The organism is Sporolactobacillus terrae DSM 11697, from assembly GCF_000648615.1.
Classification (GTDB): Bacteria; Bacillota; Bacilli; order Bacillales; family Sporolactobacillaceae; genus Sporolactobacillus; species Sporolactobacillus terrae.
This window is the reverse complement of the sequence record NZ_JFZC01000054.1, coordinates 18,055-43,306: the sequence shown is the minus strand read 5'-3', so window position 1 is coordinate 43,306 and position 25,252 is coordinate 18,055. Positions and strand designations below refer to the sequence as shown.

The window sequence follows — 25,252 nt, the reverse complement described above, 5'->3', positions numbered from 1 at the left end:
AGAAAGTATATGATTTTGCCCTGTCTTCAAACCAATAGCCCAGTGTCTTGGCCGAGAAACAAAGCGGAGGTGCGAGACGCCTGCGGGATCGCGGTTAGTTGATGCGTGCCAGCGAGACCCCGCAGATACCTACCTGTCTGAGGAGGCTCGCGGTGCGCCCGCGGCAAGCGAGTAACCGAAGCGGCGATTCAGCACCGAAAAGACACTAGTCCATCACACATGGTTGGAGATTAAGGACCGGGCGTATTTTGCCCGGTTTTTCTTACAGGAAAAGAAAGTTTATGATTTTGCTTTGGTGTAGAACGATAAGCGGCAATTTCATCAATAAGAGTTAGCTCGAGACACGAAAGCGCGAGACGCCTGCGGGATCGCGTTTAGTTGATGCGTGCCAGCGAGACCCCGCAGATCCCTGCCTGTCTGAGGAGGCTCGCGGTGCGCCCGCGGCAAGCGAGCAGCTGAGTGTCGTTTGTGCACAAGGTGATGAACAAAGCCCGAATGGAAGGCGGAAGTAAGGACGGGCGCTTTTTGCCCGGTTTTTCTTAACAGACCCATGCAGAAAAAAAGCAATGGGCCAAGCTCGGGCGTTGAGTGTTCATCACTTATTTCATTTTCGCTTTTAACCCATGGAGATAAGCAGACAGAATCCACGTCAATGATTCTTCCTGATCGTCATTCATATTGAATCCATGATGAAGCTGCAAGCTGATGAACCCATGGATGATGCTGCGTAAGCCCCGAACTGCATGAACGCGATCTTCTTCGCTCAATGCATATCCTTCAAGAATTTTAAACAAGAAGCTTAACAGACGGTCTGAAATGTTCTGAAAATCAGGGTCAAAGGGATCAGGGACTTCAATGATCGCCCGATACAGATTCGGATGCGCTTTTACAAAAGCGCGATAAGCATCTGCGATCGCAAACAGTGCGTCATCGCGCGCTTTTCCGATCACAGACTGGATCAGCACCTCTGCAAACTGAGCGAGACTAAAGCTTGCAAGCCCATTTTTCAGATCATGCATGTTTTTTATATGATTGTAAAGTGAAGGCGTCTGAATTTGAAGCTGCTCCGCGAGCTCAGTGAGCGTCAGATTTTGCAGCCCTTCTTCCTCAACCTGCTTGGCAGCTTGCTCAATAATGTGCTGCCGGGTCAAACCTCTACGCATGTGTATTCATCCCCATCTTTTGTTCGGCTTTGGCGAGGGCACGGGTCATTGCTTGTTCGGGATGTTCAAGCACATTGCCGTGACCGACTGCTAAATAATGGGGATTTAATTTGATCAGTTCTCTGGCACTGGTGCACGCCGTTGCTTTGCTCCATGTGGCAAGTGCAGGAAAGGGAAAAAACGGACGGATTTGGCCGCTGACAGCAATCCCCGAACGTGTTTGAAAGGCGTCACCAGCAAAAAGCGCGCCGCTTCGTTGATCGAATAGAGCAATATGACCGGGCGTATGTCCGGGACAGGAAATGACCTGCAACACACCAATTTTATCGCCACCCTGCAGCAACCGATCCGGTACAGTCTGGATTGCCTTTGGAATACCGCCACGAATTGGTGTTTGTGGTTCATCCGGATCAAGAGCGGTTTTGCCCGCCAAGAGCCGCGCGTCGCGTTCGGACAGCATAACGGCAGCATCTTTAAGTGCTTGTTTCAAAGCATCAAGCGCACCAACGTGATCGCTGTGTGCGTGCGTCAGGACAATACGCGTAATCGGTTTGCCAATTTGATCGGCTGCTTGCATGATTCCTCGAGTGCTCATGGGAAGCCCGCAGTCAATTAAAGTCAATGCCGCCCCATCCTCAACCAGATAACAATTTACTGGGAACCAAGATGGGAAAAAAGTGAGCTGATAAAAACGGTCAAAGTTTAGAAGTCGCATGCATTGAACCTCCTGATAAACGAATTGTATTATCATTTTAACTAATGTGATTAGTTTTGTCATGAAAAAGGCCCATACTGCAAATCCTTTGCTTTTTAATTGTCAGTCATGATCCGCATCGCCTCGCCAATACATGATTCACTGTGTTCCCGTTCAAAATAGACATAGATTCGATCAAGGAGGCGCAAGAATGAAGGTTGGCGAATTTTTGTTTGACTGTCTGAAAAATGAAGGGATTAGCGAAATTTTCGGGGTGCCGGGTGATTATAATTTTTCTTTGCTTGATACGCTTGAGGCGGATGGGGCGCTCAACTTTGTTGCGTGCCGCAATGAACTCAACGCAGGTTATGCCGCGGATGGGTATGCACGCGTAAAAGGAATCGGGGCTTTAATCACCACATTCGGCGTGGGTGAGCTGAGCACATGCAACGCGATTGCCGGTGCCTATAGTGAATCGGTCCCCCTTATTCATCTTGTCGGAGGACCGAAATCAATGCTGCAAAAGCAGCACAAGCTGATGCACCATACCCTGCTTGACGGTAATTTCGACACGTTTCAAAAAGTATACGAGCAAATCACGTGTTATGCCGCTTCGATTACGCCGGAAAATGCCGGTGTTGAGATCCCTAATGCCATGGCTAAGGCACGAGAAACCAAGAAACCGGTATATTTGACACTGCCTTCAGATGTGGTGACTGCGGACATGATGTCGCGAGCTGAAAATGTGCAGCGAAAGAAAACGGATCGAACGTCTCTAAAAGAAGCCGTTCGCATGATTCGCGCACGTTTAGAAGTTGCCGAGCGTCCGGTGATGCTTCCGGATGTTTACGCGATGCACGAGGGGCTTGGGCAGCAGGTTGAGAAGCTAGCGGAGAAAATGAACATCCCGATAGTCACCATGATGATGGGCAAAGGCGTTTGCAATGAAAACTTGCCGAACTACGCCGGCTTTTGCTGTGGAAAACTAAGCAGTGATGAAACCGTACGGCAACGGGTTGAATCCTCAGATTGTGTGCTGGCATTTGGCGCAGTCTGGAATGATTACAATAGCGGATTATTTACCGATCAAATCGACCCGCTGGCAGTCATTAATGTGATGCCCGACCATGTGCAGATCGGCAAAACAATTTATCCGAACATTATCATGGATGATCTGATCGGTGCCTTTCCGGCGGACGGACAGTCGTGGACACTCCCGCAACCGTCGACTTTTCCATTTGACAGGCAGGATGCAACGGATGATGCACTGACTGCCAGCAACTATTACCCACAGTTTCAGGCGATGCTCCGCGAGCGGGATATTGTGGTTGTCGATGCCGGAACCTTTGCTTGGGGCATGGCGGAGGTTCGATTGAAAAAAGAGGTGACCTACATCGCTCAAGGGGGTTGGGGAGCCATTGGCTATGGGCTTCCTGCGGCATTTGGAGCCTGCATCGCCAATCCGAATCGCAGAGTACTGCTTTTTTCCGGCGAAGGATCACTGCAGATCAACGTCCAGGAACTAAGCTCAATGCTCGATAACGGCTGTAAGCCGATCATTTTTGTTCTTAACAATAAAGGGTACACGATTGAGAAATACATTAATACCGTAGACAAGACTAGGTACAACAACATTCCGAATTGGGATTACCATAAGCTACCGGAAGTATTTAAACAGGATGCGTTCACTGTTCAAGTACGCACAAGCAATGCGCTTCGTCAGGCCATTGCCGATGCCGAGAAGCAGTGCGCCAAACAGCTGTGTATCATTGAAATGATCACCGACCCGATGGATGCCCCGAAGATTATTCATAAAATGCATCAGACGGTGCTAGAGATGGAGAATAAAAGTGAGGGCTTGCTGGCTCTTTTCAAGTGAACGTCGCACATTTGAAAACGGACACCATTTGGAAGCTATTTCCGGATGATGCCCGTTTTTTGATGTATTGAAAACGATCAAGTTCAGCTCCGATTGAAAGGGTTGCAGAAATGATATTGACTCAATGATAGAGCGTGCTTGCCGTGACTGGAAGTTATTCGATCAGCGCTCCTTTTTATTCGCCCCAAACGGGAGGGTTAGGTTTATAATGGACGTCAGAGATCACGAGAAATCGAAAGCAGTCAGCATATTTGCTGAAGGTCATGATGCAATCAAAAAATAGACGCACTAAAAAATTAAGATTAAGTGTGGAACAAAAACAAACCATGCATGAATGATAGTCATTACACGCGCGCCTTGTTGATGGATTCATTCAAGCAAAGGAGGTTCAACTGTTGGTTTATGTACTTCTTGTACTGTTTGGTGTGCTCGGCGCACTGTCGCGCTATTCCCTGTCGCTCATCATTCATGTCTCTTATTTTCCGCTTGCAACGCTAATCATTAATCTATTAGGGTGCTTCATTCTCGCATTCGTCACGCGTTTTCTAATCTGGATTCCGCGCGTATCACCCAAACTTGTTGCAGTGTTCGGCACGGGTTTTGTGGGTTCGTTTACGACCTTTTCTACTTTTTCGCTGGAATCCTTCGCACTCATTCAATCCGGTCACTATTTGGAAGCGGCTATTTATCTTGTACTTAGCGGATTTGGCGGACTTGCGGCATCTGCCCTTGGTTTTCGCCTGAGCAAAATCTTGCTGATTAAGCAGAGGAGGCGTCTCCGCCATGCTGGTTAATTATCTCATGGTAGCGTTCGGCGCCGCGTTTGGTGTACTCGCCAGATTCTCGTTGTCGAATTGGATCAAGCGCAGATGGAGTCATGATTTTCCGCTGCCGACTTTTATTATAAATGTGTCGGGTTCGCTTGCCCTCGGTCTGATTACCGGATTGGGAATCGGCGTACACGCATCGTTGCTGCTGGGCACCGGATTCATGGGCGCGTATACCACCTTTTCAACGTTCAATATGGAAAATATTTCTCTGAATCGCAGAAAGAAAAAACGCGCCTTTTATAGCTATATCATCAGTTCTTATGTTCTAGGAATTGCGGCGGTTTTCCTAGGTACCTCACTGGGCGCAGTAGCACGATCACTGTTAGGCATGTAGGAAAAAGCGAAAAACGTCTGTCTGGAGTGATCCGGGCAGGCATTTTTTTTAGGGAAGAAAGCTTATGATTTTGCTTCGCTAGTAGTGCAATAAGCGCGAAAAAATACCCAAGTGTGACGGGGGAAGGATGCAGCCGACCACGCGTATCTTTGAAAAAATCCCGACGTCCCATGATTCATACCATCGATTTCCGAAACTCGAGAAAAAGTCTGTATTAATCCTAAGTGTAAGCGCTATTATAATGAACCTGTAGAGAGAGGAACCGTGCATCAAGGGATAAGCGATAATCCTAGGACGAGAAATAACAAACATTGAGGAGTGATTGAAGATGGCTGATGCATCATGGCTTGGTTTAGAAAATAAGATCATTATTGTGACAGGAGGCGCTTCCGGAATTGGCAAACATATCGCGCAAACATTAAGCGATGCCGGTGCACAGGTTATTGTCGGAGACTTGAACGCAGAAACGGGAACGCGTGATGCTTCTGGAATCTATTCTGTTCAATTAGATGTAACGAAAAAAGATAGTGTCGAGCACTTGACAGACCATGTTGTGAAAACCTTTGGGACCATTGATGGTCTGGTGAATAATGCGGGCATTAATTTACCAAGACTTTTAGTTGACTTTAAAGGCAAGAAGCCGGAATACGAACTGGATGAAAAGGTTTTCGATCTGATGGTCAGTGTCAATCAAAAAGGACTTTTCTTGATGACCCAAGCGGCGGTTCGCAAATTCTTGAAACAGGGTAAAGGTGTCGTTATAAATATCGCCTCTGAGGCAGGAATGGAAGGGTCGCAGGGACAGAGCTGCTACTCGGCGACGAAAGCCGCAGTGAATGGATTTACCCGTTCTTGGGCGAAGGAGCTGGGCAGCCATCATATTCGTGTTGTCGCCGTTGCTCCGGGAATCAATGAAAAAACGGACCTGACAACGGCTGCTTACAATGAAGCACTTGCTTATACACGAAACATTACCGTGGATCAGCTCGGAACAGACTATGCAAAAGCGATTCCGCTCGGCCGGCCGGGCAAACTCGATGATATTGGCAATCTAGTAACCTATCTTCTATCGGATCGTGCCGATTATATCACAGGAACGACCATCAATATAACCGGCGGTAAATCGAGAGGATGAGCGAATCCATGCCTCTCAAACGAAAGTGATGAGATGAGAGGGGGATAAAATGAACAGACCCACGCAAAATGATCGGCTCTCAATAATTCTTGATGTACTGCAAAAGAAACAAGCCGTGTCGCTTGATGCGTTGGCAAACCGCTGCTCTGTGACCAAACGAACGATTCGAAATGATGCAGCGCTGCTCAATCGTACGCTGCGATCAGCTGCCCAAATTGATTTGAATAAGGGACAGTGCATCCTGCAGATTCATCATGAGCAACACTATCGAAAAATAGCTGCTGAATTGAGCCAACAGCAGGCTGCAGACACGCCGGAGAAGCGAGTAAAACGGCTTGCCGCTCAATTGCTCGATGCAACCCAGCCCTTGCTTATTGATGATTTATCCGAACAACTTCATGTGAGTCGTTCAACGCTCGTGAGTGATCTGAATCATTTGCGAATTACGTTCGAACCGTACGATTTGGAAGTCAAGGGGAAGCCGAATCAAGGCATTCATTTACAAGGATCCGAGTGGGAGAAAAGGCTTTATATCTTGCAGAATAATGATCACGTTTTGGATCAGCCGCTGGATCAAACCATTGCCGCATCTGTTCACGCGTTTGCGATCCGGCACCTTTTAGCTGAGGCAACCGAACGCGTGTTGCTTCGCTACGTCGGAGTTGTGTTGGCGCGCGCAGCAAAGCATCCGCTGCCGCGCAACAGTACCGCTTTTGATGTGACCCATATGATGCAGACCAAAGAATATGCCTGCATTGACCAACTCGCAAGTCAGCTTGAAAAAAACGATCGGGTGCTTTCCAATGCAGAACGTGCTTTTTTGACCATTCCCATTTTAGGAAGACGGTCTCCGGTTCATCTGCCCAATAGGAGTACAGTTGCGCTGCCAATGGCCGTCCGGCAGCTGATCATTGAAATCGAACGACAGGTGAAGGTACAATTATCGATTGACATTCATTTCGGAACGATTAGCAACGAACTTGGCTATCATCTCATGTTCATGCTGAATCGGCTCGTTTTCGGTGTCACCATTCATCATTCGCTGATCCATGAGGTTCAAGAAAAATATCCGCTTGCTTGTGAGATTGCTCAGATCGCCGATGAAGTGATTCAGGAGCGTTATCAAATCAAGGTGAATGAAGCAGAACTCAGCTACCTTGCCTATTATTTTGGCATTGCGCTCACCGAGAATGAGGAACCGCTGTTTCAGCTCAGCCGTGTGGCCATTGTCTGCGATACCGGGCGCGGGTCGGCACGAATTATTGCGATGCAGCTCAATAAAATTCTTCCGTCGACTGTAGAGAAACAATTGTTTTCTTCATTGGCCGTTACGAAAGCAGAATTGGAACAATTCGATATGATCTTTTCAACGGTCCCTCTGCCCAATCTGAACACAGCAGTGATCGAGGTTAAGGACATCTTTGATGAACGGAAGCTTGCCCAAAAAATTAACAAATACTGGGCACTCGATACGCTGAAAATGAAAAAGAATGGGCAGGGGGTTTCGCTGATTAGCCAACTGCTTGATGAAGAGCACTTTTTTATGCTGTCCAACCAAAAAACGCATCATGATAATATGGTTGCGATGATCACGAGTTTAGAGAGAGGCGGGTTAGTGGACTCGGGATTTAAGCAAAGAATTATGAAGAGGGAGCAGGTTAAGCAAACCCTGTTTGACCGAGGCATTGCCTTTCCGCACACCATGAATCGAGCATCCCGTCAGATTGTTCTAGCGGTTGGCATTTATCCGTTAAAACAAAAGGTCTGCGAAGAGGAAATACGCATGGTTTTTCTGTTGGGCATACCGGAAAGTCAGCATAATGAAACGTTGCTGATTCAATTATACGAAGAAATGATAGCGCTTTCCAAAAAGATAGATCTGCTTCACAATGATTTAAGTGCACGGACTTGTGCCGAGATGAAAAAGCGTGTGCAACGACTATGCACCATTGCCAACGCATAAAAGAGGTGAACGTATTTGTTTTTTTATGAGTTAATGATCTTCATTGGTGGTGCCTTTCTCCTTCAGATCTTTCTTGGCTATTTTCAAATCAAACATTTTTCCAATGTGTTTGTCGACATGCGCCGGAAAGGAAAAGTAGCGATTGGCCGTAAGAAAGGCCATTTCAGATCGGGTACGATTGTCTTCTTCAATGTCACGGATACGGGACAAATCTTCGATGCGCGAAAGATGCAGGGCGTCACCATTCTCGCTCGATTTCAAACGATGAAGGCGCTCATCGGCGAGAACATTCAAACGCTCCCTGAAGCAAAACTGAAAGGCTTTAACAAACTGCTGCAACAGGCGATTGCCGACAGTGTGCACAATTATACGGTTGTCGCAAACGGGGGGACGATTGAACAGTCAAACGCTCGAACGCCGCTCAGCGGCGCGTCAATGATGATTAAAAATCGGTTTCTAAGACGGCGAAAATCAAACTAATCAGGGGTGATGAACATGGACTTTGTTGTCGAAGCAGCAAAGGGATTTATTTACCTTTTTCAAACAGGCGGAAAGACCTTTCTCTCATGGATGACCTCAATTGTACCTCTTGTGCTGATGCTACTCGTTGCGATGAATGCCTTAATCGGTTTAATTGGAGCGGAGAAGATTAATAAATTGGCTGCTAAATCAGCGAGCAATCCATTGCTGCGCTACATGGTTCTGCCCTTTCTCGGCGCGTTTATGCTGGCCAATCCGATGGTGCATTCGCTCGGACGGTTTATGCCGGAATACTATAAACCGAGTTATTTTGCATCGGCTGCTTTTTTCTGCCATACAAGCAACGGCGTATTCCCGCATATCAATGCCGCTGAACTGTTTATTTGGCTTGGGATCGCCCAAGGCGTTCAGCGATTAGGCTTGGATACAACGCCGCTTGCGATCAGATATTTGCTTGTTGGGCTGGTGGCCAACTTCTTTTGCGGATGGATTACCGATTTTATTACGGGCTGGGTGTCCAAACAGCAGAATGTGACCTTAAGTAAAAAGACGGATATTAAATCGGTTTGAGAGGAGGAGCGATGATGAGCTATCGATCAGCGAAAGTCGTTAAAGGAAGCGGCGGTTATGGCGGACCGCTCACCATAACCCCGAAACAAGGAAAAGATAAGATCTTATATATTGTCGGCGGCGGCAATAAACCGGCGATTGTCGACAAACTTGCGGAACTGACGGGAGGCATCCCGGTTAACGGATTCAAAACCAGCGTGCCGGATGAAGAAGTTGCTGTTGCGATTGTCGATTGCGGCGGGACGCTCCGCTGCGGCATCTATCCGAAAAAAGGCATTCCGACCATTAATGTCATGCCGACCGGGAAAAGCGGACCGCTCGCGCAATACATTAATGCATCGATTTATGTATCGAATGTTGGCGTTGATCAAATCACAGCTGCGGATGCATCGGAGCAGTCGGAAATGACGATAGCACCGGATACGCAAAAGGAATTCACCTACAGTTCGGATAAAAAGATTTCGGAAACACTGGCTGAGCGCGAGAATAAAGACTTATTTACAAAGATCGGCCTCGGCGCCGGAAAAGTGATCAACACGTTGTATCAAGCAGGCCGTGATGCGATTCAAACCATGCTGAATACGATTCTTCCCTTCATGGCTTTTGTCGCAATGATTATCGGGATCATTCAAGGATCAGGCATCGGCAATTGGTTCGGCAAGGTCATGTCGCCGCTCGCCGGGAATATATGGGGCCTGATGCTGATTGGTTTTATCTGTTCGCTGCCCTTCTTGTCGCCGCTGCTTGGCCCTGGCGGTGTGATCGGCCAGGTGATCGGCACGCTAATCGGCGTGGAAATCGGAAAGGGCAACATCCCGCCGCAGCTCGCACTTCCGGCACTATTCGCGATTAACACGCAGAATGCATGTGATTTTATTCCGGTTGGTCTCGGGCTTGCCGAAGCAAAACCGGAAACGGTCGAAGTCGGTGTTCCTGCGGTACTCTACTCCCGTTTCCTAACCGGTGCCCCGCGCGTGGCTTTTGCATGGCTGTGCAGCTTCGGTCTCTATGTCTAAGTGATTTTTCACGCTAATAAGATGAAGCGCTTTAAATCAAAAGGAGGACGAAAAATGTTTAGTATGAAGAAAAAGACAGCCGATCGCGCAGAAATCTATCAGACCACTATAAAAAGTATCGGCAAATCCGCAAAAGAATTTCTGAAGGAAAATATGTTGGTTCTTTTTGGAGACGAAGCCCCGGCAGGATTAAAAGATTATTGCTTTGGCATTGAAGTGAGACCAATCCAAGGCGAAATCAAAGTGGGGCAGCAGGTAGCCATTGATACCGATGTTTTTAAAATAACGGCTGTTGGCAATTTGGTTCAGAAAAATCTTGTTGACCTCGGTCACATCACGATGCGCTTCGACGGCAGCAGCAAAGCAGACCTTGCAGGCACGTTGTATCTTCAAGCAAAGCCGATCCCCGCAATGAGCGTCGGATCAACCATTAAAATTGAACGATGATCTCAAACGCAAACCCCTGATCCACAAGTGCAGCACTTCTGGATCAGGGGTTTCGTTGGTTTGACTGCGGTTTGATACGATTTTCGACCGTTTGATACGATTTTGACCCGTTCACTACAAACGTCCGCCGAATCGGTTGGACGTGCTTACAGGCATTGTTTCGGGACCCAGCCAACCGATCCTTCTTTTTTGATCAGTGTATAACCGGCGCAGCCATCATCGACCACAGCGACCTGGTCGCCTGTGCAAACCGGGAGGCCGGAACAGCTGAGATCGTCTGCGGCAGTGAATCCGTCGTTCTTTTTCTCCAGATATTCATTTTTAATCCATTGAGTGAGTCCGAGCGCGATGTTTTCGCAGAGGCTGAAATAAGTTCCGCGTTTCAGCAGCCGAACGGCGTAATTTGGGTAGTTCAAGGTGCCGACAAAATCAGCCGGCGGCGTATAGCACTGTGTGATCGTTGCGACTTTGTGAAAATGGTCAACGCTGGCGAAACGAATCCGATCGCCTTTCGGGTTCCGCTCGATGATCAGCGCGTTCAACTGGCCGTCAAAACGGACTTGATTGCCGCCATCGATACAGATCATTCGTTTATCAAGAGCGATGATTGGATTATGGCAGGTGATTGCTTCACTTCGATAGTTAACGACCGGCCAATGACCGACGACAACGTTCTTTTCACACTGATGCGTGCGTGTATAAAAGTGCGGGATGGCGACGGCGGATCGATGGCTCGTTTCGCGCCAGTCCGCGCGGTCGTCGATACCGGCGTGGATGAACAGATAGTGGTCAGCTTCCAGGGCGGTCGGCAGCGAGAACAGCCAGTCGATTTCATCGCCGCATGTTTGCCGATAAAATGCGGCAAGTGCAGGAACGGAATCAAAATCGGCGATCGTTTTACCCTGTTCCTCAATCCATTCGTTCATAAGGGAATGCGGATGCTGCGCCAAGTGATCGAAGACAGCCGGATCGTTGTCGAAGACGTGATGGATCAGCCGGTCGCAGTTGCCCTCGGTGATAAAGACGCGGCTGCTCGAGTCCATGAGCTTTCGCGCATATCGGATCACACCGAGACTGGACGGCCCGCGCTCGCACAGATCGCCGTTAAGAATCAATGTATCCTCGGGAGTATAGGCTATTTTTTCGAGAAGCCTTTGAAAAAGCGTCAAATCGCCGTGAATGTCGGAAATGACCAGGACTCGTCCGGTTTCCGGGAGCGCTATTTTTTGTATGCGAATCATGCGAATTCTCCTTTGCTCCAAGAAAGAAAGTATGTGATTTTGAACCTGTGGATACTCGAAAAAGCGGCGTTCGCTCAATAAATAGAAGTGCGGGATCAGCGATGATTACGATTGACCGAGTGCGCCATCTCAAGCAGAAGCCGTGTATCCACGTTACCTATCATTATAGCGCAGCAGTCTGCCGCTCGGTGAACATGCGGGAAAAAAGTGCTGCTGTTTGCCGTGTGAAATGGAAACAACGCGGCTCCCCGGAGACAACAAAATCTGCCCTTGTCCGGCAACCAGACAGGCAGACGTAAACGAATTCTTTAGACCAGAGAGACGGTCATGAAACCAAAACGTACGGCATGCTTGATTTCATCGGTAAAAGCGCGTAAGAGAATGTTGCGGGTGGTGAGGGCTTGCGTGTTTAGATAAAGATTGCGATACGTTTCATAATCGTTAAGTTCATCGCGATAAGCAATCCTGAGCCCATTGGAAAAAGAACCGAAAGCAACCGCTGTGATCGGAACCGATGCCTGCACTTCAGTGAACGGTTCATAGAGCCGGCTGAACAAGTGAAAGTGATCTTGTTCATCACGGCGGATGCTCAGAATACGGTCCCGCATAGCCGCGTTTGGCGCAGCCTCAGCCAAGCGACCATAAAAATCGACCGCCGCTGCCTCTCCCTTAATTGCATTCAGAATTGCATCGACAAAGGGCGCACCAGAATTTTGTTCCAATGGCTGCCGATCATGTGCATCATCAAAAGGCATAGGTCACCACTCCTAAGATTAATCGTTACGCTACAGTTTATGATAGGCGTTCGATTCGGTGAGGGCACAGTTATGCTTAATACAGGCTGAACAGAACGACCGAGGTGACGATAAGGGCAAGCGCAATCCAGACAACAGGACGTGCCATATTCACGGTGTAGCCGATTCCCACGCGTTTTTCAATGAAAAGTGATGGATCCGAACGATTAAAGTAAAAGATGCCTCCAATCCATTTGTCATCATCATCCAAAATCGAACCGGATGCCGTTTTACGGCGCACGAAGCGGGCGTGAATGAGGAACATGGCAAACATTAGCCCGAAATCAAGCACGCCGATGATAAGAAACCAGACGTAATGAACGTGGAGCAGGGGGCTTGCGACCATTAGAAAAAAGATGGACTGGGTTGCTAGGCAAAAAAGGATTAGAATCAGGTTCAGCATTTTGCGGTATGCCGCATACCCTGGTGCGGCATTCGGATTTCCTTTAACGGATGCCGGCGCCCGGCGTACAAACAGGATCAGTGCGCCAAAGATCAGCTGGAAGAAGACCGGATTCAATACGGTCAACCACGATTTCGCTGCCCATCGATCCGGCCCGGTCAGCCCAAAATGAACAGGAATGGAATCAGGCATATAAGGATAACCGAAGCAGGCGACCACAAGTGTTGCAATAAAGAACGGGAGAAGCAGCAGCAGCCAGCGAAGCGGAAGGACGTTTTCGCGTGCGTTCCGGCCGATCGCAACAGAAATTTTATTTGTGCTCAGCTGCGGATTCGGTTGAAGTTGTTTTTTCAGTCGGCGCATTCCCGTGTTGCCGCGGATGAAGAGAAGCGTTTCCAGCGCGAGGAGTGCAAAAAAGATCAAGTTGCAGGCAATCGCCAGTACGAGCTCCCGGCTGCTGAATAACCGTGCCACGATTAGGAGTACCAGCAGGATCAGCGCCGTACCGATACTTTCGATCAGATAGCGGCGCATGATTTTCTGAGCAGTCGGATGATTACGAACCTGATCATTAGCAAAGACAACGCCGAAAAAGACATTTTTGCGTGCAAACCAAGGCTGAGCGATAAAAAGACAGGCGACAATGAAAAATGTTCCAATAAGAAGTAATGAGATCATGATTCGGTTCCCTCCAGTTTTGTCATAAGCGTAGTCAATGATCTGGTGCAGGACGGCGCGGCAATGCTTTATTCGACCGCCGAGCGCACAAAGATTTTGGGCGACGTACTGAACGTTTCGCAGAAAGCGGCATACAAAAAAGCACCAAGATGCAGGAACGGCATCATTCTGTACCCGCCAATTCGTCGTACAAATGATCAATCATTTTATGGAGCACAGCGCGGTCAACACGTTCTGTGACCGCCGCGTGCACCATGTCTTTAAGCGGCACGCCGTATTTCCTTAAGAAAGCAGCCGTGCTTTGAGCGGTTTTGCCGGCTTTGATGAATGTTCCGCGTCGTCGCTGAATATCAATAAACCCTTCGCTTTGAAGCAGTTGATACGCTTTGTTCACAGTATGGAGATTCACGCCAAGTTCGGAGCCAAGCACGCGAACCGAGGGCAGTGTATCGCCGTCCTGAAGTTTTCCCGAGGCAATCCCGGTGACAATCGCATCGCGTATTTGCATATAGATCGCTTGATCCGAGCTGAAATCAATCGACAGAAGCATGATCGAACACCTCTTTGTTCTATCTGTTATACTAATTGTATAACAGATAGAACAGAAGATCAAGATCGAGGATGATTGAAAATAATTAGGGTTTGCCTATAAATCAGAGAAAATGGAATGAGAAAAGAAATGGAAGAACCGGCGCAAAGGGTAAGTCGCAATTTGGATGTCGTGGATAAAGCCAAACAATACGAAGCGTTTAATCATCGAGATACTGAATCAGCCGGTCGAAAGTCTGGTAATCATTAAATGGCTGCTCAGCGCGGCTGTTTGCGGTGGTTTTCGATCTCAGTAAAGAGTTTCGCTTCTTGCGGCTTTTTTTTCTGTTGGGAGGGGAGCTGAACATGCAAGGCTTTTGCAATCACCGCAAGATCTCGCTGCAGCGCGGCAATATCTTCTTTTGTCGCCGGGCGCTTCTTTTGAACAAGCAGGCAGGCAATTTGTCCGCTCTGTTCCACCGTCGCCATTTCGATATCTTCAAGTTGCTCGACCCCGTTCTGCCGCAACTGCATTTCAATGTGGTCGACCGTCATTTTCATTTTTCGCAACCGTCGCGCACGCAGTTTACCGTTTTTAATGATAATTTTTGCATGTCCGGAGAAAAGCGACTCCGCCCAGTCCCATTTTAATTGAAGCTGATCGATGACAGACAGTGTGGCAACAAAAATAGCTCCAATGATAAAGGACAAGGTAATACTTTTGCCACTCACTGGTTGGACAAGTAGCGTCCCAATTGAAATCATAATCACGGTTTGCGGAATGGTCATCTGCGAAATGGACTTCCTTCCGGAAACCCGTATTAAAAGAACACCGAACAGAAGGATAACGACCGCTTGCCACAGCCAATTGGGATGAAAATCAATCACACGCATGAATCCGTTCATAAACAGCCCTCCGTTACGTCTTGCACTTAGTTTGACAAAGCATATTGCTTTTATACAGAACGGGCCTGGCATCCGGAAGCACGATAACTCTTCCAAGTGCAAAGCAGAGCGGTTATACTAAAGGAAACTTACAGAAAATTGAAACGGGGTTGGAGAACGGAATGGAAATCAAAACAGTGGCAATCATTGGGCTCGGTGCGCTTGGCATGATGTACGGAAAACAGTTTGCGGACCATCTGGGGAACGATGCGGTTCGTATTGTCGCCGACAGGCGCCGCATTGAGCGCTACAAAAAGGAGGGCGTGTACTGCAACGGAGAACCCTGTGCCTTTCATTATGTTGCTGCAGACGAGCAAATGGAACCGGCAGATCTGCTGGTTTTTACCGTTAAATACGCCGGGTTGGCGAAGGCGATTGAGAGTGCACGCAATCAAGTTGGGCCGAATACAACGCTCATCTCATTTTTGAATGGAATCAGCAGCGAGCAAATGATCGGTGAAGCATTTGGCTTCAAACAGCTGCTCTACAGCATTGTTGCCGGGATGGACGCATCGAAAATCGGCAATCAATTGACCTATACGAAAATCGGTTTTGTCAGCTTCGGCGAAAAGGATGACGCGCGTACAGAAAAGGTCGCTGCGCTTCAGCAATTGTTTGAGAAAGCGGAGATTCCTTATGAGATTCCCGCGCGCATGATGCACAAAATGTGGAGCAAGTTGATGGTCAATACCGGAGTCAACCAGTCGACCGCCGTTTTTGCGACCAACTACGGAGGTATCCAAGTGCCGGGCAAACCGCGCGATACGGTGATTGCAGCGATGAAAGAAGTGATCAAGGTGGCCAATGCGGAAGGCGTGCCGCTGCGCGAGTCGGAAATTGCCGGTTGGCTGAAGATCAACGATGCGCTCAGCCCCGAGGGAATGCCGTCCATGCGCCAAGATACGCTGCAGCATCGCCCGACCGAGGTTGATCTTTTCGCCGGTACGATTCGCCGACTCGGCAAAAAGCATAGGATTCCAACACCGGTGAACGACTTTCTTTACACGCAGCTTTGTAAGATTGAAGCAAGCTATTCATAAATAGCAGGAAGCAAACCGCATGTGCGTGAGTTAAAGCGAACCGAGCAAAAGTTAAAGCAAAATCCATTCGCCATAACATAGTGTCTTGACTGAGCATCAAAAGCGAGCGACCGAAGCGTTGATGCAAAACCATGAAAGCGCAGACCAACGGTACACGCAAAAGTAAAAGCGAACCCCGCGAAAATTAAAGCGAATGAGCACAGGGTTCGGCTGCAAGCCTTTGTGCTTGGTCGATCCTCAGTGATGGTGATAGGATTTGAGTGGAGGCGATTGATTTCGTGAATGAAAAGCTAGCGGAAGCGATTAACCAATTGAATGAACGCGAGAGTAAGCGGATGCTGTTGCAACTGTTTCAGGAAGCCGAAATGACCGAACAGAGTTTGTTGGATGAGCGGCAGCTGACAAAGCGAATCTGCCGCATGTATAAAGATCTGATCCGGTTGCAGCCGAAGCAGCCGCTGGCTGAAGAGGCCTTGAATCACCGGCATATTGCGTTTGGCGATTCGGTTGCCGGGAGTCTGAGGTATGGGCTAAGCAGCATTAAGGTTCGAAGCGAACGCGTCCTTGCCATGGCAACAGACCTTTCAAACGGACCGTTGGCAAAACTGGACGAAGCAGATGGAGTGCGCCATCGAAACGCATGGCTCAAAACGTTCATTGACGGATGTTCCTTTGATGAGGATGATCTCGACGCGCTGACGAATCAACTTGAAGCGATCAAAGCGATTCCTGAGCATGTGCCGGTTACCGTTTGGGCATCGGATAATGCTTGGGAGCAGTGCGGGCTCGCTCTCGTTGCCTATCTTTTGCGTGGCCGCAAGAATCCCATTCGGGTCATCAATCCTTCTGCTTACGAAAAACAGCTTTTTGAAGAATTTGGAGAGGGGACACACTCGGCGTATAGCGGCGAACTGGCTCCGGAGACGTTGGCGATGCTGTTTAAAAAATATGCGCAGAAGCCGCCATTGACTGAAAATGAGCGCCGCCAACTGGAAAGTGAATGGCTGCGTGTGTCTGCCGATCCCGCAGTGCTGCGCATCTGGGAAAACGAACACGTGCAACCGATGTCGCCGGATTACTTTGACGCCGAAATTTTGCGACATGCACGCCGGCTTGCTCGTCAAACGGAAACCCGCAAAGGCTTTCTGTGCGTGCGTTTAATCGGCGAAGTGATCGGTGAGCTGCATGATAAACAATGGGTCGGTGATACCTTTATTTATTGGCGCATTAAAAAACTGATTGAAGCAGGAAAATTGACGGTGAATGCATCTCCCAAGCAGATACTGCATATGAAATTAACCCTTAATAAGGAGTGAATTCCAGTGATCGATCTTTTCACACCATGGACGTTCAAAGGCTTAGATTTAAAAAATCGTGTCGTCATGCCGCCGATGTGCCAATACTCCGTCGAGAAGAAGGACGGCATTGCAACCGACTGGCACTTCGTACATTATGTTAGCCGGGCAATCGGCGGCGCCGGACTGATCATCATTGAAATGACCGATGTGGAGCCGGATGGCCGGATTACCGACAATGATCTCGGGCTCTGGTCTGATAAGCAGATCCCGGCGTTAACTCGGATTGTTGATGAATGCCATAAATACGGCGCGAAGGTGGCGATTCAAATCGCCCATGCCGGACGCAAAGCAGAGGACGCAGCGGTACCGGTTGCGCCATCGGCAATCGCGTTTAATGAACACTATAAAACGCCGCGTGCGCTGACAACCGAAGAGGTGAAAGCGATGCCGGAAAAATATGCTGCGGCGATTGCACGTGCAGTAAAAGCCGGGTTTGACGCCATTGAGCTGCACGGCGCTCATGGCTACTTAATTCATCAGTTCCAATCCGCGTATACCAATAAGCGCACCGATGCGTACGGCAACGATTTAGCGAAATTCGGTGTTGAGGTTGTGCAAGCGGCAAAAAGCGTCATGCCAGCCGACATGCCTCTGATCATGCGCATTTCAGCAATTGAGTATATAGCCGGCGGCTATGGTCTGGATCATAGTATTGCGTTGGCGAAAAAGTACAAAGAAGCCGGCGTCGATGTGTTCCATGTCAGCGCCGGCGGTGAAGGACCGATTGCGGCAGCCGGTAAGCCAGGCACGCATGCGGCTTACCAAGTGCCGTTTGCTCGCGAAATCAAGCAAGCGGTCGGCACGCCGGTGATTGCCGTCGGTCGTCTTGAGGATCCGCAGCTGGCCAATGCGGTGATCGGCAATGAAGAAGCTGACCTGATTGCCGTCGGACGCGGCATGCTGCGCAATCCGTACTGGGCGCTGCAGGCGGCATCCGAGCTGCATAAAGAGACCGAGCTGCCGCGCCAGTATCGCTACGGGTTTCCGTCACTGAGGCATTAAATAAACGCTTGTTTAAGCTTCTCCTCTGAAGGGGAAGCTTTTTTTTGTGCGCATTTTGCAGCCGTTTTCTTGCTGGCTGCAACGGATGCGCTCCAACCGTGTTGGTCGCTTCACCCAACGATCAATTTTCACAAACGCTCGTTTAATTAAAAATAATGCTGTTGAATTCATAGCGTGTTCATAAAGCGGCGCTATCCTCTTCAATAGGGTGTTGTGGAGTGTGCGCCGATCCACGATAAGATTGAGATAAATGGAGGAAAAGGAGTTTCGTGTATGACTGAGAAGAAACAACCCATGGATATCGATGGGAAAGCGTATAATCGAACTTTTTTAATTGTTATTTTGCTGGTCGGGGCGTTCTGTACTATTCTGAATCAGACGCTGCTTGCAACCGCACTTCCGGATATTATGAAGGATTTTGATATTTCTGCCGCGACAGGGCAGTGGCTCACGTCCGGGTTTCTGTTAATGAATGGTGTAATGATTCCGGTAACGGCACTGTTGATCAATAAAATCAACTCGAGAGTATTGTACATTGGTGCTTTGATCCTTTTTTTGGCGGGAACGGTTACGGCGGCGCTTGCCCCCAATTTCTCGGTGCTGCTTGTCGGGCGTTTGATTCAGGCTGCCGGTGCCGGAACGATGATGCCGCTGATGCAGACCATCTCGTTGTTAATTGTTCCAAGGGAAAAACGTGGGGTGATTATGGGGCTTGGCGGCCTTGTCATTGCCTTTGCGCCGGCGCTCGGACCGACACTTTCCGGATGGATTGTGGATCGTTATGATTGGCGACTGCTTTTCGAGATGATGATTCCGATCGTGGTGGTCGTGATTATTCTTGCGTTTGCAGCGATGAAAAAAGTTGTGCCGCTCACCAATCCGCGTATTGATTTTCTGTCACTTGTGCTGTCAACGCTTGGTTTTGGCGGGGTTCTTTATGGATTCAGCAGTGTTGGCAACTACGGCTGGTCGGATGGCCGCGTGGTGTGGCCGCTGGTCGTTGGGGCGGTCTTTACCGTTTTCTTTGTTTGGCGGCAACTGGTTGCAGAGGAGCCGATGCTGGAACTGCGGGTGTTCAAGTCACCGATCTTTACGCTATCGGTGGTAATCAGCAGTATTGTCATGATGGCGATGATCGGTGCGGAGCTTGTGCTTCCGCTGTATATTCAGAATATCCGCGGCGAGAGTGCGCTTAACTCCGGACTGATGCTGCTTCCGGGCGCGATTATTATGGGTCTGATGAGCCCGGTCACCGGGATCATCTTCGACAAGATCGGCTCGCGTAAGTTGGCGATTACCGGTATGTTTTTGCTGACAGTAGGCACGCTGCCGTTCATGTTCCTGACCGAACATACAAGCTTTACGTCAATTATCGTGCTGTACGCGGTGCGCTTCGTTGGCATTTCCATGGTGATGATGCCGGTGACGACCGCAGGGATGAATGCCCTGCCTGATTCGTTGATGAGTCATGGGACTGCCGTCAACAACACGATTCGTACGGTGGCGGGTTCAATCGGAACAGCCATTTTGATCAGTATTTTGACGAACGTGACCAAAAATGATTCACCAAGTAAACAGTTGATGCATACCCATCCATCGCAATATGGGAAGCAAATGCTTGATGCAGCGCTTAATGGGATGAACGCGGCATTTATTGTTGCGATTTGTTTCTGCGTGCTGACGCTGATTTTGACCTTCTTTATTAAAGGGAAAAACAAACAAGCGGTTGAAGCGCAAGGAGCGGATTGAGCGACACAGTCGGCAAGACTATTTTACGAATAGGGAGTGAATCGTTTGGTTTTATATAGTTTAAGCGTCGGTGTTGTGCTCTTTGTCGTGTTCATTTTCACGGGCGGAGTAAAGAAATTTGCGAGATACCGCTGGCTGCACTACGGACTGGCCGCTGTTTCCTTGATCGTCTTTCTCGGCAGCGAGACGTTGTTGATTATGAATGAACACAATCATTTCGGGATGACCACGAAGGTAGAGACGCAAAAAGTGCCGATCTATTCAGCCGCCGGAACCGCAGCAGCGCAGGGCCCGTTTCTGCTGCTGAATCAGGCTGTCGGCAAGGATCGCCTATATCTCTACAATACGAGCAAACAAGGCAAACCGAAAATGAAGCACACGGCGATTACGGACAAAAGTGTCGTCAAAAAGACCGATCAGCCGGCTTATCTGGCGATTGAAAAGAAACGCCGTGTATTCAAGAACAATCGCTTTAAGATGCTGTTTGCCTATAGCGGCAGCAATGATGTAGTGGTTTCTACGCGCAACGTCTTCTACGTTCCGGAAAACCATCAAGTGATGAGCGTCAAAGAAATGAAGAAAATGCAGAAAGCGATGCAAAAGAAGCAAGCACTGAACTAAAAAGATACTGAAGATCGTCCTCCATAATGTGGCGGGCGATTTTTTGGTTTACCTGCGACTTTAACGTATGGGCCGCACCAAACCCAAAGCGCACTGAAACGGATTTGGCTGCAAGGGACAATTCGGCCGCATTTTATGAGTGTAAATCGGTGTATTGAGCCATACTACGGGTCAGGAGACTTTGGACGAAGGGACGTGGGACAATGGCTGCCCAAGCGCATGCAAGGGATTGTGAGGGGAAGCCGTATAAACGATGGGTTCTGGTTGCCGTGCTGCTTCTGGGAACGTTTTGTGTGGTCGTCAATCATCTCATGATCGTTACAGCGCTGCCGGGCATCATGCATGATTTTCATATTGATGCCGATACCGGGCAATGGCTGACTTCCGGGTTCCTGCTGACGAACGGGATTATGATTCCGGTTACCGGGATGCTGATGCACCGGATCAATTCAAAGCGGCTATTCATGGCTGCGATGCTGATTTTTCTCGTGGGGACGATCATCGCGGTATCGGCACCGAATTTTCCGCTGCTTTTATGCGGGCGGGTTGTTCAAGCGGCAGCTACAGGCATGGAGATGCCGTTGATGCAAACCATTCTGCTGCTCATTTTTCAAAAACACGAGCGCGGTTTGGCCATGGGTTTGGAGGGGCTGGTGCTGGCTTTGGGACGGGTTGTCGGACCGGCAATGGCCGGCTGGGTGATGGATCACTTCAACTGGCGCATTCTTTTTTGCTTGTTTCTGCCGGTTGTTCTTGTGATTTTACGACTGGCGTCCAAATCCATGCGCAATGTCGTGCCGCTTGATCCGAAGCGAATCGATCCGCTCTCACTGCTGCTGTCAACGCTTGGGTTCGGCGCGCTACTGTTTGGATTCAGCAGCGTCGGGCATCACGGCTGGAGCTCGCGGCTGGTTATTGTTAGTTTGGTTATCGGTGCCGGCTGCGTCAGTCTGTTCATTTGGCGGGAACTCACGATTGATAACCCGATGCTCAATCTTAATGTTCTGCGTTCACCGCTTTTCTGTTTATCGGCAATCATTTGCGCAGTGGTGATGATTGAGATGTTCGGTGCGGAACTTATGCTGCCGCTCTATATCCAGAACGTACGCGGGCAAAGTGCACTGTTTTCCGGCCTGATGATGGTGCCTGGTGCGGCCATTATGGGTCTGATGTGTCCGCTCAGTGGGATCGTTTTCGAAAAAATCGGCGTTCGCAAGCTGGCAATCACGGGAATGGGCCTTCTAACGATGGCAACAATTCCATTTGTTTTTTTAACCATGTCAACGGAGATTGGTGCGCTGACGACGCTCTATGCGGTTCGGCTGCTTGGCGTTTCGCTTGTACTGACGCCGATCACAACTGCGGGAATGAATACCTTGCCTGAGGAATGGATGGGTGACGGAACCGCCGTTACGAACACGTTACGAACCATTTGTGGTGCAATCGGAACTGCGGTCTTGATCAGCGTGATGTCCGATGTCACCAAAAGTGAAATGCCGGTAAAAACCATGTTCGGCATCGATCCGCACCTCAATCGCGTATTAAAAACAGACGCCGTACTGAACGGTGTCAATGCAGCTTTTTTAGTTGCGCTCGGCTTCTGCATCGTTGCCTGGGCGCTGACTTTTTTTATCAAAGAAAAGCCGCGCAGCGATTCATTTGATCAGGATTGACCGCCAGGCATATGGAAGCGCATTATCAGCTGCGGACAAACAACGAACAAAAGATCAGCTGGCCGAGGAAAATACACAAAGGATCTTCCGCTTGGATGTGTTACTGAGTTTATGCATCGTAAGGGATTCGACCTCTGCTAACGATCATGGCTTGACAGTTTTTTGGGAATTCTTATAAAATGAAAATTGTCGCTTGCTTTATGACTTTAAAGCAAGCGACATAAATAGAGAGAAAGGAATTAATGATGATGGGTGCAACAGAAAAGAAAAAAACGGAACTAAAACGTGGTTTGGCCCCGCGCCACATCATGTTGATGGCCATGGCCGGGATGATCGGCACCGGCATTTTCAAAGGAAGCGGCGACACGCTGGCGATTGCCGGCCCAAGTGTGACGATCGCATACCTTGTGTGTGGGCTTATTTTATTTATTGTCATGGTCGCGCTTGCCGAGATGGCGATTGCTTATCCAGGGCTGAACATGCAGCACTTAATGCATAAGGCATTTGGCTTTCGGGTATCAATTATGATCGGCTGGCTATATTGGATCAACTGGATGATTGTAACGGTTGTCGAGGTGCTGGCGGCGGGAAGTTTTCTTCAATATTGGTTCCCGAGTGTTCCACTTTGGGTACTTGCCGGTCTGTGCGGCCTGTTCATCGTTGGCATAAATCTTTTTCAAGTCAGCCTTTACGGCGAATTTGAATTCTGGTTTGCAGGGATCAAGATCGGGGCGATTATTGTCTTTATCATCCTCGGATTCTTAATCTTGTTTGGTGTGATTCCAAGTCCTGCCGATCCGGTGAAAAATATCTTTGGTCACGGCGGCTTTTTCCCAAATGGTTTTGGTGGAATGATTGCCGCATTTCTGGTCGTTATTTTTTCTTACGGCGGTTCGGAAATGATTGGACTTACGGTAACCGAGGCAAAAGAAGTGGAGCATATTCTGCCTCGAGTGATTAAAAGCGTTGTCTCACGGGTTGCTTTATTCTATATTTTGCCGATCCTTATTATTTGCGGCATGATGCCGTGGAGCAGTGTTTCCGCGACAGAGAGCAGTCCATTTGTACAAGTATTCGAGACAGTCGGGCTTCCGGGTGTCCCGCATTTGATGAACTTTGTGCTGCTGACTGCCGTGCTGTCCGCAGCCAATTCCGGGATCTACGCAACAACGCGTACCCTTTATGCGATGGCTGAACGCGGCGAGGCGCCGGGTTTTGTCCGTAAATTGTCCAAACACGGTGTCCCGCTGGGCGGGATTGCGCTGACGACCAGCTTTTTAGCTATAGGCGTTTCACTTGCCTATTTTTCTCCGGCTCAAATCATCAATCAGCTGATGAGTATTCCTGGATTCACGGTATCTTTAGTTTGGATTGCCATTTGCGCTGCAGAATTAAAACTGCGTCCGCATTATCCAAAAATGCCTTTCTTTAAAATGGCGGGCTTCCCATACATGACCTTTGTCGGCTTGATTGCACTCGTTCTGATTTTCCTATCGTTTGTGTTCAATCGCGCTAATCTGACTGGAACGCTGACCTGCCTCGTCATTATGGCTGTACTGATTGTCATTTCGTTTCTTGTGAAAAAAGAAGGACGCGAGACGGAAAGCGGAAATTAATAGATGGCTTTAATGCGTGCAGCATAAAAAGAGATTTCTCACAAGCGTCATTCAAAATCTAAATCGTAAAACAAAGGGTGTCTCACAAGTCTATGATGATGAGACACCCTTTGTTCTAGTTGAATGGATATATGCGTAAAGTAAGTCAGTAATGAGTAGGGCGTGCATAGCATCCTTTGAATTGTTGTGAGACAATCAAAATAAAATCGTTAAGTTTAGGATGAGATGATCATATATGATTGAAATAGGTAAGCTTATTCGAGGAAAGCATCTGACGGACTTGGATCGTCAGGTTTTGCAATATATCATTGATCATTTTGACAGCGTTCTCAAGATGGGCGTCCGAAAAATAGCTCAAGAAAACTATACTTCGCCGGCCACAGTAATTCGACTGTCAAAAAAAATAGGATATTCTGGATTTATTGACATGTATTATAATTTATTGCCACAAGTAGAAGAAGTGATTACTCAACAGAAAGGAACTATCGAAGATTTTCCGGAAATAAGCCCTAAAGATCTTTTAAACTATAATTCGAAACATGATATTGAACGATTCGTTCAAGGCGTACTTTGTCTGAGTCAGACCTTCATTTTTATTTACGCAACTGGTTTTTCAGGAATTGCAGCTGAGTATTTGTATAAGAAAATATTGGTCCTTGGAAAGAAGGCAATATTTGCCACAGGAATGGACTCTGTTGGGGTATTTGAAAATAACTTGGAGGATATAGGAGCGCTCGTTGTTATATCAAAATCAGGAGAGACAAATCAAGTTATTGATCGATTAAAAGTTGCAAAGAAACATGGAATATTTATCGTATCTTTCACTAAAGAAACAAAAAATACAGTAGCAAAATTATCAGATCTTAACTTTAAAATTATTGATAATAACAAACTAGATGATCGAAATATGTTGCCTAACCTTTTTTTTCCAAGATTATTGATGGCATTTGAATTAATTATTAAAGCCTACTTGGAACGTAAACAATAGGGGAGCAAATCGTAAAACTTAATCACTTTGAAGTGAAACGAGTTTCAATAACTGAAACTCGTTTTTTATTGGTGATATAGGGTATACAGGTAAGCGCTTACAATA

At 48.2% G+C, this 25,252-nt stretch carries 25 protein-coding genes; 18 read left to right on the top strand and 7 right to left on the bottom strand.

Annotated features, from left to right (window positions below; translation table 11 throughout):
• Positions 1–599: 599 nt before the first annotated feature.
• Together AA84_RS0111415 and AA84_RS0111410 are read right to left on the bottom strand one after the other, a co-directional pair.
• Positions 600–1,163 carry a TetR/AcrR family transcriptional regulator gene (locus tag AA84_RS0111415; RefSeq protein ID WP_028977310.1) on the bottom strand — a complete coding sequence of 188 codons (564 nt, stop codon included), beginning with the start codon at positions 1,161–1,163 and terminating at the stop codon, positions 600–602.
• Positions 1,156–1,878 (bottom strand): MBL fold metallo-hydrolase, encoded by a 723-nt coding sequence (locus AA84_RS0111410; protein ID WP_028977309.1) that lies wholly within the window; start codon positions 1,876–1,878, stop codon positions 1,156–1,158. The genes AA84_RS0111415 and AA84_RS0111410 overlap by 8 nt, the downstream gene beginning before the upstream one ends.
• A gap of 190 nt (positions 1,879–2,068) precedes the next feature.
• Between AA84_RS0111410 and AA84_RS0111405 the strand changes: the two genes are divergently transcribed.
• From AA84_RS0111405 to AA84_RS0111365, 9 genes are all read left to right on the top strand, one after another.
• Positions 2,069–3,736: an alpha-keto acid decarboxylase family protein gene (locus AA84_RS0111405; protein ID WP_152540367.1), complete on the top strand. Its 1,668-nt coding sequence runs from the start codon at positions 2,069–2,071 to the stop codon at positions 3,734–3,736.
• A gap of 395 nt (positions 3,737–4,131) precedes the next feature.
• Positions 4,132–4,530 carry a fluoride efflux transporter FluC gene (locus AA84_RS0111400; RefSeq protein ID WP_028977307.1) on the top strand — a complete coding sequence of 133 codons (399 nt, stop codon included), beginning with the start codon at positions 4,132–4,134 and terminating at the stop codon, positions 4,528–4,530.
• Positions 4,520–4,900 carry a fluoride efflux transporter CrcB gene (crcB, locus tag AA84_RS0111395; protein ID WP_037563527.1) on the top strand — a complete coding sequence of 127 codons (381 nt, stop codon included), beginning with the start codon at positions 4,520–4,522 and terminating at the stop codon, positions 4,898–4,900. Before AA84_RS0111400 ends, crcB begins: the two co-directional genes overlap by 11 nt.
• A 328-nt stretch (positions 4,901–5,228) precedes the next feature.
• Positions 5,229–6,035, top strand: coding sequence for an SDR family oxidoreductase (locus AA84_RS0111390; protein WP_028977305.1), 807 nt, complete (start codon positions 5,229–5,231; stop codon positions 6,033–6,035).
• A 49-nt stretch (positions 6,036–6,084) separates the two neighbouring features.
• Entirely contained in the window at positions 6,085–7,998 is a 1,914-nt protein-coding gene (locus AA84_RS17740; RefSeq protein ID WP_051577964.1) for a BglG family transcription antiterminator, read from the top strand.
• Positions 7,999–8,013: 15 nt separating this feature from the next.
• Positions 8,014–8,478: a transcriptional regulator GutM gene (locus tag AA84_RS0111380; protein WP_028977304.1), complete on the top strand. Its 465-nt coding sequence runs from the start codon at positions 8,014–8,016 to the stop codon at positions 8,476–8,478.
• A 15-nt stretch (positions 8,479–8,493) separates the two neighbouring features.
• Entirely contained in the window at positions 8,494–9,048 is a 555-nt protein-coding gene (gene srlA, locus AA84_RS0111375) for a PTS glucitol/sorbitol transporter subunit IIC (protein ID WP_028977303.1), read from the top strand.
• Positions 9,049–9,062: 14 nt separating this feature from the next.
• Positions 9,063–10,064, top strand: a complete 1,002-nt coding sequence (srlE, locus tag AA84_RS0111370) for a PTS glucitol/sorbitol transporter subunit IIB (protein WP_028977302.1) — start codon at positions 9,063–9,065, stop codon at positions 10,062–10,064.
• Between the two features lie 54 nt (positions 10,065–10,118).
• On the top strand, positions 10,119–10,511 hold the full coding sequence (locus AA84_RS0111365) for a PTS glucitol/sorbitol transporter subunit IIA (protein WP_081791776.1): 393 nt from the start codon (positions 10,119–10,121) through the stop codon (positions 10,509–10,511).
• Between the two features lie 146 nt (positions 10,512–10,657).
• Here AA84_RS0111365 and AA84_RS0111360 read toward each other — a convergent pair whose 3' ends face one another.
• On the bottom strand, positions 10,658–11,752 hold the full coding sequence (locus tag AA84_RS0111360; RefSeq protein ID WP_028977300.1) for a metallophosphoesterase: 1,095 nt from the start codon (positions 11,750–11,752) through the stop codon (positions 10,658–10,660).
• 101 nt (positions 11,753–11,853) lie between these two features.
• Here AA84_RS0111360 and AA84_RS18850 point away from each other — a divergent pair, with 101 nt between their 5' ends.
• Complete coding sequence (locus AA84_RS18850) at positions 11,854–12,051, top strand: hypothetical protein (RefSeq protein WP_139693408.1); 198 nt, start codon at positions 11,854–11,856, stop codon at positions 12,049–12,051.
• Positions 12,052–12,060: 9 nt separating this feature from the next.
• Here AA84_RS18850 and AA84_RS17735 read toward each other — a convergent pair whose 3' ends face one another.
• From AA84_RS17735 to AA84_RS0111335, 4 genes are all read right to left on the bottom strand, one after another.
• The gene (locus tag AA84_RS17735) at positions 12,061–12,507 is read right to left on the bottom strand and encodes a ferritin family protein (RefSeq protein WP_051575075.1); all 447 of its coding nucleotides are present in this window, start codon (positions 12,505–12,507) and stop codon (positions 12,061–12,063) included.
• Positions 12,508–12,583: 76 nt separating this feature from the next.
• Positions 12,584–13,627 (bottom strand): DUF5808 domain-containing protein, encoded by a 1,044-nt coding sequence (locus AA84_RS0111350; RefSeq protein ID WP_028977299.1) that lies wholly within the window; start codon positions 13,625–13,627, stop codon positions 12,584–12,586.
• A gap of 163 nt (positions 13,628–13,790) precedes the next feature.
• Positions 13,791–14,177 (bottom strand): GntR family transcriptional regulator, encoded by a 387-nt coding sequence (locus tag AA84_RS0111340; RefSeq protein WP_028977298.1) that lies wholly within the window; start codon positions 14,175–14,177, stop codon positions 13,791–13,793.
• Positions 14,178–14,434: 257 nt separating this feature from the next.
• On the bottom strand, positions 14,435–15,061 hold the full coding sequence (locus AA84_RS0111335; protein WP_028977297.1) for a DUF421 domain-containing protein: 627 nt from the start codon (positions 15,059–15,061) through the stop codon (positions 14,435–14,437).
• 161 nt (positions 15,062–15,222) lie between these two features.
• Between AA84_RS0111335 and AA84_RS0111330 the strand changes: the two genes are divergently transcribed.
• The 8 genes from AA84_RS0111330 (at position 15,223) to AA84_RS0111290 (ending at position 25,147) form a co-directional block, all read left to right on the top strand.
• Complete coding sequence (locus AA84_RS0111330; protein WP_028977296.1) at positions 15,223–16,140, top strand: ketopantoate reductase family protein; 918 nt, start codon at positions 15,223–15,225, stop codon at positions 16,138–16,140.
• Between the two features lie 278 nt (positions 16,141–16,418).
• A complete protein-coding gene (locus AA84_RS0111325; protein ID WP_028977295.1) occupies positions 16,419–17,456 on the top strand; it encodes a DUF1835 domain-containing protein in 1,038 nt (345 codons plus the stop codon).
• Positions 17,457–17,462: 6 nt separating this feature from the next.
• On the top strand, positions 17,463–18,500 hold the full coding sequence (locus tag AA84_RS0111320) for an NADH:flavin oxidoreductase/NADH oxidase (protein ID WP_028977294.1): 1,038 nt from the start codon (positions 17,463–17,465) through the stop codon (positions 18,498–18,500).
• Positions 18,501–18,773: 273 nt separating this feature from the next.
• Positions 18,774–20,249: an MDR family MFS transporter gene (locus AA84_RS0111310; protein ID WP_028977293.1), complete on the top strand. Its 1,476-nt coding sequence runs from the start codon at positions 18,774–18,776 to the stop codon at positions 20,247–20,249.
• Between the two features lie 45 nt (positions 20,250–20,294).
• Entirely contained in the window at positions 20,295–20,870 is a 576-nt protein-coding gene (locus AA84_RS17730; protein ID WP_051577962.1) for a DUF4811 domain-containing protein, read from the top strand.
• Positions 20,871–21,073: 203 nt separating this feature from the next.
• Positions 21,074–22,543, top strand: coding sequence for an MDR family MFS transporter (locus AA84_RS0111300; RefSeq protein ID WP_028977292.1), 1,470 nt, complete (start codon positions 21,074–21,076; stop codon positions 22,541–22,543).
• A gap of 245 nt (positions 22,544–22,788) precedes the next feature.
• Positions 22,789–24,159, top strand: coding sequence for an amino acid permease (locus tag AA84_RS0111295; RefSeq protein ID WP_028977291.1), 1,371 nt, complete (start codon positions 22,789–22,791; stop codon positions 24,157–24,159).
• A 235-nt stretch (positions 24,160–24,394) separates the two neighbouring features.
• Positions 24,395–25,147, top strand: coding sequence for a MurR/RpiR family transcriptional regulator (locus tag AA84_RS0111290; protein WP_051577961.1), 753 nt, complete (start codon positions 24,395–24,397; stop codon positions 25,145–25,147).
• The last annotated feature ends 105 nt before the right edge of the window (positions 25,148–25,252 follow it).